Origin of the sequence: Seonamhaeicola sp. MEBiC01930, assembly GCF_045277075.1 — a bacterium.
GTDB lineage: Bacteria > Bacteroidota > Bacteroidia > Flavobacteriales > Flavobacteriaceae > Seonamhaeicola.
Genome location: NZ_CP104270.1, coordinates 2,101,794 through 2,114,398, shown reverse-complemented (window position 1 = coordinate 2,114,398; position 12,605 = coordinate 2,101,794). Strand labels below are relative to the sequence as shown.

General features: G+C 34.8%; 7 protein-coding genes. 1 reads left to right on the top strand and 6 read right to left on the bottom strand.

Annotation, left to right across the window (positions count from 1 at the left end; all coding sequences use genetic code 11):
• Positions 1–18 precede the first annotated feature (18 nt).
• On the bottom strand, positions 19–1,566 hold the full coding sequence (locus N1F78_RS09195) for an aldehyde dehydrogenase (NADP(+)) (RefSeq protein WP_406682868.1): 1,548 nt from the start codon (positions 1,564–1,566) through the stop codon (positions 19–21).
• 272 nt (positions 1,567–1,838) lie between these two features.
• Between N1F78_RS09195 and N1F78_RS09190 the strand changes: the two genes are divergently transcribed.
• Complete coding sequence (locus N1F78_RS09190) at positions 1,839–2,543, top strand: ribonuclease activity regulator RraA (RefSeq protein WP_406682867.1); 705 nt, start codon at positions 1,839–1,841, stop codon at positions 2,541–2,543.
• A gap of 391 nt (positions 2,544–2,934) precedes the next feature.
• Here N1F78_RS09190 and N1F78_RS09185 read toward each other — a convergent pair whose 3' ends face one another.
• From N1F78_RS09185 to N1F78_RS09165, 5 genes are all read right to left on the bottom strand, one after another.
• Positions 2,935–3,690, bottom strand: a complete 756-nt coding sequence (locus N1F78_RS09185; protein WP_406682866.1) for an SDR family NAD(P)-dependent oxidoreductase — start codon at positions 3,688–3,690, stop codon at positions 2,935–2,937.
• 425 nt (positions 3,691–4,115) lie between these two features.
• Positions 4,116–5,453: a RagB/SusD family nutrient uptake outer membrane protein gene (locus tag N1F78_RS09180; RefSeq protein WP_406682865.1), complete on the bottom strand. Its 1,338-nt coding sequence runs from the start codon at positions 5,451–5,453 to the stop codon at positions 4,116–4,118.
• Between the two features lie 11 nt (positions 5,454–5,464).
• Positions 5,465–8,710, bottom strand: a complete 3,246-nt coding sequence (locus N1F78_RS09175) for a SusC/RagA family TonB-linked outer membrane protein (protein ID WP_406682864.1) — start codon at positions 8,708–8,710, stop codon at positions 5,465–5,467.
• A 654-nt stretch (positions 8,711–9,364) separates the two neighbouring features.
• Complete coding sequence (gene manD / locus N1F78_RS09170) at positions 9,365–10,582, bottom strand: D-mannonate dehydratase ManD (protein ID WP_406682863.1); 1,218 nt, start codon at positions 10,580–10,582, stop codon at positions 9,365–9,367.
• Positions 10,583–10,603: 21 nt separating this feature from the next.
• Positions 10,604–12,367 carry a sodium:solute symporter family transporter gene (locus tag N1F78_RS09165; protein WP_406682862.1) on the bottom strand — a complete coding sequence of 588 codons (1,764 nt, stop codon included), beginning with the start codon at positions 12,365–12,367 and terminating at the stop codon, positions 10,604–10,606.
• Between the last annotated feature and the right edge of the window lie 238 nt (positions 12,368–12,605).

Below are 12,605 nucleotides of genomic sequence, written 5' to 3'. Positions count from 1 at the left end.
ATCTTTGCTTTTTATTTATTATGCAATGACATTCTTAGTTAATTCACCATCAACCAACCTCCAAATATTCAAAATATTCTCATCTCTAAGTGCTTCTGGAAGTAGTTCGCTTGGATAATTTTGAAAACATACTGGCCTTACAAATCTTTTAATGGCATTTGTTCCTACTGATGTAGATTGTGGAGCTGTAGTAGATGGATATGGTCCTCCATGAACCATGGCGTGACAAACTTCAACCCCAGTAGGATATCCATTAATAACTACCCTTCCAACTTTTGTTTCTAAAATTTTAAATAGTTCTTTATAATTTTCAAAATCTTCAGGAGTTCCAAAAACTGTGGCTGTTAAATGCCCTTTTAAATTTCTTGCAGCTTCAAGTGTAGCTTCTTTAGAATTTGATTCCACTAATACGCTAGATGGCCCAAAATTCTCTTCGGAAAGTGCTTCTTCATTCTTTTTAAAATCATCAATGTTTGTTTTAAAAATTCTTGGCAACCCTGAATTAGGGTTATCCCCAGCAATTCCATCTGCAAAATCTTCAACATGTTCCAAGCTAGAAATACTCTCAATACCTTTGTCATAGGCATTTTTAATTCCCGTTGTCAACATAATTCCGGCAGCTGCATTATTAATTTCACCTTTAATGCATGAAAAAAAGCTGGTATCTCCTTTTGTATTTTGAACAAATGATAACCCAGGGTTAGTACAAAACTGACCAACACCCATTGTTATTGAAGCAACCAAACCCGAAGCAATAGCCTCTCCATTTTCCTCTAAAGCATTTGGCAAAATAAACACTGGGTTTGTGCTACCCATTTCTGCAAATACAGGTATAGGTTCTGGTCGTGAATTTGCGTAATCAAAAATAGCTTTACCTCCTCTGTAAGACCCCGTAAATCCAACGGCTTTAACCCCAGAATGTCTAACTAAAGATTCTCCAACGGTTTTATCACCATATATTATTGAAAAAGTACCCTCTGGCATATTGCATTTTTCAATAGCCTTAAAAATAGCTTGGGCTACTAATTCTGAAGTTCCAGGGTGCGCCTCATGAGCCTTTACAATAACCGGACAACCTGCTGCCAAAGCCGAGGCTGTATCACCGCCTGCCGTTGAAAATGCTAATGGAAAATTACTTGCCCCAAAAACTGCAACGGGGCCTAATGGTTTTAGCATATGCCTAATATCTACCTTAGGCAGAGGTTCTCTATTAGGATCTGCAGTATCTATTCTAGCATCAACCCACGACCCCTCACGTACAACATTGGCAAATAATTTCAATTGACCCATTGTCCGTCCACGCTCACCAATCAACCTTGCATGTGGAAGCCCTGTTTCTAAATGACATCGTTCTATTAACTGATCTCCTAAAGCTAAAATTTCGTCTGCTATTTGGTCTAAAAAATCAGCAATACTTTCGTTATCCTTATTACTATAAATATTAAATATCTGTGAAGCTATAGTTACTACCTCATCAACTTCAGCAAATGTAGCTTCATTAAATTCCCCTTCTAAAAGCTCATTATTTGATGGGTTCGTAGCATAAAACACCTTGTTTGTATTCATTTTAATATCTGTTATTATATTAGTTAATCACTACCAAATCCTTACTTCTGCAGTCATTTATTTACAGTGCCAATTTCAATTCTGCTACCACTAAAAAACACCGCAAAAAAGTGTTACCAATTAAAAAACTTAATGAGATTTTCATTAGTAAAACATGGTTATACAAAGTAAATAATCTTTAACTTATTTACAGCACAAAGGTAACTTTTAATAAATTGCTGTATACTATATTTTTTTTGGTTAAATTTAAACCTCATCGAAAAATGTAGAACATGTTAGATTCATCAAAAGAACAATTAAAAAAAACAAGCACCCCTACAATAGCAACCATATTATTTAAAATGGGATTAAAGAACCAATTTATTCAAGGAGCCAAACCCCTAGCAAATCTTAAATCTAACATGGTTGGAAAAGCTTTTACATTACGATATATTCCGGCTAGGGAAGATTTAAACCCAATAACCGTTTTTAGAGATCCCAAACATCCCCAACGTGTAGCGGTTGAGACTTGCCCTGAGGGGTACGTAATGGTAATGGACAGCAGAAAAAGTGCTAAAGCAGCTTCAGCAGGCTCCATTCTAGTAACACGTTTAATGGTAAGAGGTGCAGCTGGCATTGTAACTGATGGCGGATTTAGAGATGCAGGAATTATAGCAAAATTACCTTTTCATTCATATCATAATACTCCAACTGCACCAACAAATCTTACCTTAAATCATGCCATAGATATTAATGTACCCATTGGTTGTGGAGATGTTGCCGTGTTTCCTAATGATGTTATAGTAGGAGATTCAGACGGAGTTATGGTTATCCCCGCTCATCTTGCTGACGATGTTGCAAAAGAAGCTGCTAAAATGGAACTTTACGAGCAATTTGTTACAGAAAAAGTGTTAGAAGGAAAAACTATTATAGGCATGTACCCTCTAACATCCGATGAAGTTAAGGATGACTTTGAAAAATGGAAAGCAAATAAATAAAATAAACTAATACGATACTTCCAAGTACTATAGCTTTCTTTGGAAGTATCTGATTGAATATTTATTAAGCGTTGTTTTATTTTAGATATATGGCAACTCATAACAAATCTACCGCTTCCTGATCTTGAATCTCAATAGCGTCTAAAATTCTTTGATGCTCTTCTAACACTTGATTATTTCTATTTGGAGACACTCGACTTAAAACACTTTCTCTTGAAAATTCATTTACAGAAATAGTTGACCCCTGACAATTGAAAGATAATAAAAACAGTAAATATTAAACTCAGCATTTATTGAATTTTCATAGAGATTCTTCTATGTATAAAATCCAGGTTAAGTTTTTAAACTTAAACTGGATCATATTTTTCAAAACTTACAATTGATATTAGTACTAACTAAACGCAAGCCCTCCATTAATATCGACATTATTACCAGTTAAAAAAGAGGACTCATCTGATGCCAAATATGACACTAAGTCTGCTACTTCATCAGCCCTACCCTCTCTCTGAAGTGGGGTTGAAGCCGCCACCTTTTCTCTAATTTCATCCTTTGTAAAATCATCATGAAACTTGGTTCCTATTAACCCAGGACATACAGCATTTATTCTAATACCCTGAGGTCCTAATTCTTTAGCCCAATTTCTGGTTAATGTCATAACCGCACCTTTTGAAGCGGCATAAATTACCGATCCCGCTCCTCCACCGTCACGACCTGCCTGAGATGCAAAGTTTACTATTGACGCACCTTTACCCATTAACGCTTTAAAAGCTTGAGTTACAAAAACAGTTCCTTTAAAATTAACATCCATAACAAGATTATAAAAATTCTCATCTAATTCTTCAACAGTTTTTCGCGCAAAAAGACCTCCGGCGCAATTGACTAAAACATCAACCTTATCTCCAAATGCTTCTTTAGTTTTAGTTACCATTTTATCAATATCTTCTTGTTTTGTAACATCTCCATAAACTGCAACAGCTTCACCTCCAACGGTTTTAATTGCTTCTAGAGTTGCATCCCTATCTGTTTCACTATCAAAATAGTTAACTACTACTTTTGCTCCTTCTTTAGCCAATTTCACACATACCGCACGACCTATATCTCTACCTCCACCCGTAACCACGGCAACTTTTCCTTTTAAATTATTCATTATAATATTATTTGTTTTTTTTTAATCAATTTCCCTTCAAAAAGTCAATAAATCCTACTTGAAATTAGTCAATTTCATAATCCTAAATAAACATTGAAATAGAGCTCCCAATCTTAATTATTTGTATTCACAAGATTATAAAAAAATGAAGATGCAAATTATATTAGGAATAGCTTTACAGTAAACCCTAAAAAATTCAATACCCTTTAATTAAGTATTAATTTCTCAATTTACATTATTCGAAAAGTGTTTTAAAATATTGAATAAATTAAAGAACGAGCCTGTAATAATATTCCTTTACTTTATTTTAAAAAGATTATCCGGCCTTGTCGGAAGGCCGAATAATCATAACTAAACTAATTCAAAATCAAATTTTAATCTACTAGACTTAACAATTTCAACTAAATTCGAACAAATTAGACTCTTTAATATCCTGTGTTTTGTGTTATTTCATCAAATGAGGTTACCTCAGTATTTGGAATAGGGAATATATAATAATTACTACTGATTGGTGATCCATAATCCATTTCAGCATCAAGTATTCCTGGTTGATTAGCTTCTGCTCTAACCAAATCAAACCATCTATGACCTTCCAGTGCAAGCTCTAATCTTCTTTCATCTAAAATAGCTTGTCTAACATCAGTTTGAGAAACAGCTGTGGTATTTGCTAAGCCTGCTCTAGATCTAATTCTATTCAATTCAGTAATGGCTTCCGTAGTTTTAGAATTTTCGTTTAAAGCTTCTGCATAAAGCAGAACAACATCTGCTATTCTCAATTCTATCCAATCCTGTTCTACTGAACCCAAGGATGAATATTTTACAGAAACAGGATCTCCATTATTGTTATTAACCGTTAAAGGACCTCTTACATCCGATGGGTCAGCAGCAAAAGCACTAACTAAATCTGGAGATACTGGCCCTCCCTCATCTGCTTTTGTATTTTGTCCTGCATACCAATTTGTAAAACTTTCTCCACTATAAGTCACAGATCCTGACATTTGAGTTGCAAACAGAATGGCATCATTTAAATCACTACTAAAAACATCGGCAAATGGCATTGAACTTAGAATACCAGCCGCTCCAGTTCCACTAACCACTGCAGCCAATTCGGTTTCTGCAACTGAATAATTACCCATTGTTGCATAGACTTTACCCAACAAACCTTGTGCTGCATATTTTGTAGCTCTACCATTTCTTGCAGCTGCCGTAGTTGCTGGTAAACCATCTCTTGCAGCTTCTAAATCTGGAATAATTACATTATTATAAATATTGTTTTTAGGCTGTCTTGATACATCAGCTTCGGCAATTTCTTCCACAGTTGGGTTAATTAAATTCACAGGAACATCTCCAAATACCTGAACCAGCTTAAAATAAGCCAACCCTCTTAAAAACCTAGCTTCAGCTACAAGAGTAGCATCTGTGGAGTTTATTATAACATTATTTGCACTTAAAATCGAGTTGTATAAAGCCGAATAAAAAGGCTGAAAAAATGTACTTGATGAAGTAGCAGCCAAGGGACTTGGCGCGGTGAATTCATCAAAATCCGTGAACTCCTCATCAAACAACCCGTTATCTGCTCTAAAGTCTCCAAATATTGCCATTGGTGCAGCAGCTTCGTTTTGGTAGTTATATGCAGCATACAATACTGGAGTATAATCTGTTATAGAACTTGCATCACCTAAATTACCGGGCACCTGCTCTAAATCCGTGGAACATGCTGTTATAAACAACATAGTAGCCACTAATACAAAAATATTTTTCATTATTTTTTAATTTAAAAGTTAATATTTAAACCAACTGTAAAGGTTCTTGCTACTGGATTTTCACCTGATTGATGTCCATAAGATACTGGACCATAATAATTACCGCCCGCTGGGTTTATATCCACACCTTCTGGGTTATATGACGTATAATCATCAGCCATGAAATACAATAAATTGGTAGCGGCAGCATATAATCTAACAGAACTTAAACCTACTTTTTTAGTTAAATTATCATTAAGGGTATAACCAATTGTTAAGTTTCTTAATGCAACAAAACTAGCGTTTTGTATAACTGCATCCGTTCTATCTCTTGCTCTAAGGTAATGTAAACCTGTTGCGTCTTCAACTCCATCACTATTAGCATCAAAACTACCACGTAATCTACCTCCCCAGTTAGAACCATTATAAAGTGGATCTACATTATAAACAATTCCACCATGACTTCCTTGCAACTGAAGACTCATATCAAAATTCTTATATGATAAATTATGTGTCATACCCCAGTAAAAATCTGGTGTATTTGTTCCTTGTTTTACTAAATCTCCACCTTCAGCAACGGTTTTTGTGGCATCAATAACTCCATCACCATTCTGATCAACCACATAAACTTCTCCACTACTATTTCCTATAGCATCTACTGGATTTATTAAGTGTCTCTCCTCAACCCATCCTGTAGTTTCTAATGTCCATAATTCACCTATTTCTCCTCCTACATAGTTTCTATAAACAGCAGCTCTACCAGAGGTACCATAATCTGTAATATCTGGTAACTGCGATAAATCACCTAAATCCGTAATTTCTGTTTTCACCGTTGAAAGGTTTGCGTTCATACTCCATGTGAAATCATCATTACTTACTAACCTTGCTCCTAGTTCAAACTCTAAACCACTACTTTTTACATCTCCTGAATTAAGTCGTATTGAATTTCTTCCAAAAATTTCAGAAACACTTTGATCAATTAAAATATCCTCAATATCAGACGTATAATAATCAACACCTACGGTAAAACGATTATTGACAAAACCTAAATCAAGACCAAAATTAGTCTCAGTATTGGTTTGCCAAGTTAAATCGGGGTTGGCTAAATCTCCTGGAATATTATATGCATTACCTAAAACTGAATCTCCAGCATTTATAAAACTTAAGGCATTATGAAACCCTAAATTACTAACGGTCCCTAAAGACCCATAACTGATTCTTGGTTTTAATTTACTTATAAACCCTTCGGAATTGAAAAAAGATTCGTTATGTACATTCCACCCTAAAGAAAATGCTGGAAACACCTCATGTCTGTTATTTGCTCCAAAACGAGAATCTCCATCTCGTCTAATAGAGGCTGATATTAAGTATCGATCATCATACGCATAAGCAAATCTTGCAAAAACACTTTCCCTATGATTAATTTCATCTCTTTCTGTTACCGTTGTATTAGCATTTCCTAGCAAGGCAAAACTTAAAGCATCTCCTAGAAGTTGTGTTACATTACTTCCTGCAACTGAAACTCCTTCAATATAATTTTTTTGAAATTCTATTCCAATTAATACAGAAATGTCATGTTTGTCATTAAGTACTGTAGAATAGTTTAATGTAGTTTCACTTAATACGGAAGTTCTTTTTAATTCCTGTTGATTCAAATAAGTATCTTCTAAATCTCCATTATTATCTCCACCAGCTAAATAATGTTGGTTTGCTCTAGTATCTCTAATATCTGCACCAAGAACAGTTTTTATATTCAACCCTTCTAAAATACTATACTCTAAATAAGCACTCACATTAGCAAAATACTCCTTTTGTGTATTTGACTTGTTATCAATTAACGAAGCTGTACCGGGATTACTAGAACTTCCAATACCATTACCGTTTCTTCCATAGTGCCAATCCCATGCAGGATCTCCTGGTTGTAGATCATAAATACTTCGGGCCCCATGAGTACCTTCAATATCCAGTCCTGGTCTTCTATCATCAAATGCTTGAAATCCATTTACATTACCTCTTCTATCAACTCTAAGACCTAAAGCTTGATGTCTTGCTTCCATTTCTTGTACAAAAGCAATAGACTCCGCTGTATGGTAAATTGGATGCACGCTACCAGCTCTTAATATATCTCTTAAATCATGTTCTAGAGCAGTACGCTCAGAAGTATACCCATTAAAACTCAATCCAGTCTTGAACTTATCACCTAGTTTGAAATCTGCATTTAAACGTGCGTTAACTCTTTCGAATTCTTGTGTTACTGTAACCCCATCAATATCTTGATAACCTACGGATGCAAAAAGATTTGAGTTTTCACCCCCTCCACTAGCACTAAAATTATGACTCTGAGTACTACCTCCTGAAAACACATAATCTTCAATAGCTACAACATCTGGCGCATTATTAAAAGCCCACAACTTATAATCAACATAACCTGGCGCTATTGATTCAAGCTCAGAAACATCCCAATTGCCATTTGCAATTTGTGCCTGAGCATGTTGCCCCCATTCTCCAGCGGTCATATTAATATTATCCCGATACTTCTCTGAAAAACTAGTAAAACCATCATAGGCAAACTGAATTTTTCCTGATTTACCTTTTTTAGAAGTTACTAGAATAACACCATTAGCTCCTCTTGAACCATAAATAGCAGCCGAAGCAGCATCCTTTAACACCTCTATACTTTCAATATCATTTGGATTTACTGTAGCCAATGTTCCAGAAATTGGATACCCATCTACAACTATTAATGGATTTGAATTCCCAGTAATAGATGAAGCGGCCCTAATAGCAATTTTTGGATCTGCACCCGGATTACCGCTTTGATTTTGAATAAGCACACCTGGTAATTTACCTGCCAAAGCATCATCTACACGGGCTGCTTGTATAGAGGCCACATCATCTCCTCCAACCTTTGCAACCGCACCAGTTAAATGTGATTTTTTACGAGTGCCATAACCAACAACGACAACCTCGTCAAGTTTAGCTGCATCTTCTATAAGTCCAATTTCTAAGTTTTCCTGATTTGTTATAGAAATTGATTGTGTTATGTAACCAATATAAGATACAACAAGAACATCCCCATTCACAACTTCAATAGTGAATTTCCCGTCAAAATCAGTTGCGGCTCCTTTTGTGGTATTTTCAATTGTTACATTAGCTCCAGGAATTGGGACTCCACCTTCATCCGAAACTACGCCGGATAATTGATAACTACTTTGCCCAAGAACGACAAAGTTAACCAGCAATAAAAACGCCAAGGTTAATTTAATTTTTAATTTCATCTGTCTTTTTGTTTTGTTAATTAGTTTTAATTCAACGTTTATTCACGCTTACTTCAAGGATAAAATTATCCTTATTTAATTCTTATAACAAAACATAATCTTCCTTCCCTTAAACTAACTTGTATTTAGTATTTTTGCAGAAAGTATAATTATATTAAGTTATAACATGCTTAGGTTAATAACTTCTCCTTGAGAAGTTTTATTAAGGATAGGTGCCGGCCTATCCTTTTTTTTTATTTATCTGGTATTTTTATTTTCATATAGTTTCAGTTTAGTTAATTAATAATTTAGTAAAAGCTTTGTGAAACACTAGTTTCAAACTGGTGCGACAGACTGGTGCGCCAGACTGGTGCGCCAAATATATATTAAAAAAATGTTATGACCAAATAAAATTTACCAATATTGTATTCTATGAACTAAACAGCCATAATCATATCATTCATAACACCTTACAAACCATTCATCTTAATAAATATTAAGGTAAATATTTGAAATTTTGTTTCTTAAGATAGTTTTGACTAATGCCAATTTTCAAAATTAGAAAACTAGAAAATTCCTTTTTCTTGTGGAATTAATTTTTGATTATTTACTTATTAATATGATTGGACAATAAATTTTCAAATCTGCTTTGTCCACATTATGGTAGTTAAATTTTTACCAGTTCCATAGCGTGCCATCTTCTAGCCTACTAACAGGAAGATAAGATCTTTTGTAAGGATAACTTTTGGCAGCTTCTTCGTTGAATTCTATTCCCAACCCAGGCTTATCTTTTATGTACAAAAGACCTTCCTTTAATTCAAATTCATACTTGAACACCTCATTAAGCTCTAAAGTACCAAACCCAACAAACTCCTGAATACCAAAATTTGGTGCCCACAAATTAAAATGCATATGTGCCATAAAACATGCAGGAGAAAGATCTGGAGCTCCATGAGGAGCCATCTGGGTGTGATACATTGCTGCAAAATCAGCAATTCTTCTTAATGGTGTAATTCCTCCTCCATGAGAAATCGCGGTTCGTAAATAATCAATTGATTGATTTTCAATTAGAACTTTAGCATCCCAAACTGTATTAAATATTTCACCTACCGCCAAGGGAACAACTGTATGTTCTCTAACGATTTGGTATCCCTGCGGATTTTCTGAAGTAACGGTATCTTCTAAAAATAGAAGATTATATGGCTCTAGCAATTTACCTAGTCTAGAAGCTTCTATTGGAGTAAGTCTACTATGTACATCATGGCATAATGCTATATCATATCCAAAACGTTCCCTCGCTTGTTTAAATAATTTTGGAATAAAATTCATGTATTTGGCAGTAGACCAACTTTGTTCTGGAGGCAAAGGTCTATCTCCTTGTAGTTCATAATAGTTTTTTTTTCCTTCTAGGGTTCCATAGGTACCTTTAAGATCCGGAATAGTACATTGTAACCTAACCGCCTTATAACCCTCATCTATCATTTCCCCAAGATTATTCAATACTTCGTCAATGGTTTCCCCATTTGCATGACCATAAACGGTAACCCCTTTTCTACTTTTACCTCCTAATAATTGATATACAGGTAAATTAGCCTGTTTACCTTTAATATCCCATAGAGCCATATCAATAGCCCCTATTGCAGTCATAGTCACCGGTCCTTTACGCCAATACGCCCCCTTATATAGGTATTGCCATATATCTTCTATTTGTTGAGCATCCTTACCTATTAAACAAGGCGCAATATGTTCCTGCAAATAGGAAACAACGGCCATTTCTCTTCCATTTAGGGTTCCATCTCCTATTCCATGGATACCACATTCGGTTACAATTTTGACAGTAACGAAATTACGACCAGGTCTACAAACAAAAACTTTAATTTCCTTAATTTTCATTGTCGTATCTTTTTATATTAATTATATCTCTAATTTGCTTTTTCTGTATTTTCTTTTAAAAATAAATCCTACTACGAACATTATTCCTCCAATAAAAACAAAACAGAGTCTTCCTATAAGGTCATTTGGAATCAATACTAATAAAGACAAAAAAGTACCATATACTAAACACATATTACCTAAAATCATAAACTGAGCTCCATCACTACCTTTATGCCCATGCTCCTTCTCATAATCTACTGGTGTATTTAATTTCACAAAAAACTCACCTACTTGCTCATGATAAATTTCTGGAGACATATTTCTAAATAAGCGCGTCCCTAAGAACCATGTACTGCATATTACGATAACAGCAAACACATTTGAAAAGAACATGACATCAATTAATTCACGGCTCGACCATGGCTTATCTACACCTATAAACTCTAACAAAGTTTCTGGACCAACATGATTTTGGATGATATATGAAATCAACATGCCTAATAACACCGTTGACCAACCAGCCCATCTAGGAGTATCTTGAAAAATAATTCCCCAAGTTAATGGTATCATAAAAGGGAGCGAAATCATTGCCCCTAGTCGCATATTAATATCGAACAAATTTATTCCTTCTAATTCACTAAAGAAGATAGCCGATAAAATAACCAACCCACCTAATACAACAGTCGTTACCAAAGAAACTCTAAATAATTCTTTATCAGTGGCTGATTTTCTAAGTATAGGTTTATAAAAATTACGCACAAATATACCGGCATTTCTATTTAACGTACTATCCATTGATGACATGGTTGCCGCAAAAATGGCACATATCATAACTCCAATCATCCCTACTGGCAATAATTCAATACCCATAGCTAAATAGATTCCGTCAATAGCTTTCTCTCCTAAAGGCTTTAGTGATTCAATAGCAGATATATCAGGAAACATAATAGATGCAGCCATAGGAGGTATAAACCAAATAATTGTAATTGTAAAAAACAAAATTGACGCCATTAAGGACGCTTTTCGAGCCTGAGATGAATCTTTAACAGCCAAAAACCTATATCCATCGTTTGTATTATTAACTGAAAAAAACTGTTTACAGAAAGAAGCTATAAACCATAGCCAAACAATTTTACTATCGGCCAATTCAGACCAATTGTATTGAGAAGTTGGTAATCTATTCATAAACTCTCCGAGCCCACCTAGCTCACGCAAGGATAAAAAAGCCATAACAATGGCCACAGGCACCATAATCATTAATTGCATAAAATCACTAGCTACTACCGCCCATGAACCACCTAATAGGGATATAACCAAAACGGTTATGCCAACTGATAGTACGGTCATTTCCATACTTACTCCGAAAACTGTTGAGATTATAATTCCCAAGCTGTATAACCATACCCCTCCATGAATCACTCCAAAAGGGACCACCATCCATGTAAAGAACTGTTCATTTGCCTTACCAAACCGTTCACGTACTACTTCAATTGCAGTAACTACTCTAGTTTGCCGAAAACGTTTTGAAAAATAGAGAAAGCTTATAAAGAAGCCAACCCCATTTGCCATATATACCACAAAAACAAATGTACCAGTTTCATAGGCTTTTCCAGCTGCTCCAGTATATGTTACTGCACTTATAAATGACATGAAAGTTGTGGCCCCAACTAACCACCATAACATACTACCTCCACCGCGAAAATAATCGCTTGTGTTTTTATTCATTCTTTTGAATACTACTCCTACAGCAATCATTAAAATAAAATATGCTATAACCACTAAATAATCATAATTCGAAATCATTCTCCTTTTAATTTTAAGTACTTAATACTAATAAATTATACCACATCTTTTCTATCCCCATTTATTCCATAAGCTCATCATTCTATTCAAAGAACAATTTCAAAAGCCTTCATTAATAAACACCAATATTTTTATTAAATATTACTAATCAAAACTGACGCGCCAGACTGACGCACCAGACTGGCGCACCAAAAGTACACATAATTATTTGTTGTGCAAATAATTATTGAAAAAAACA

Coding starts and splice junctions, on each gene's coding strand:
- N1F78_RS09195 (WP_406682868.1), bottom strand. CDS start 1,566: ATGAATACAAACAAGGTGTTTTATGCTACGAACCCATCAAATAATGAG.
- N1F78_RS09190 (WP_406682867.1), top strand. CDS start 1,839: ATGTTAGATTCATCAAAAGAACAATTAAAAAAAACAAGCACCCCTACA.
- N1F78_RS09185 (WP_406682866.1), bottom strand. CDS start 3,690: ATGAATAATTTAAAAGGAAAAGTTGCCGTGGTTACGGGTGGAGGTAGA.
- N1F78_RS09180 (WP_406682865.1), bottom strand. CDS start 5,453: ATGAAAAATATTTTTGTATTAGTGGCTACTATGTTGTTTATAACAGCA.
- N1F78_RS09175 (WP_406682864.1), bottom strand. CDS start 8,710: ATGAAATTAAAAATTAAATTAACCTTGGCGTTTTTATTGCTGGTTAAC.
- manD (WP_406682863.1), bottom strand. CDS start 10,582: ATGAAAATTAAGGAAATTAAAGTTTTTGTTTGTAGACCTGGTCGTAAT.
- N1F78_RS09165 (WP_406682862.1), bottom strand. CDS start 12,367: ATGATTTCGAATTATGATTATTTAGTGGTTATAGCATATTTTATTTTA.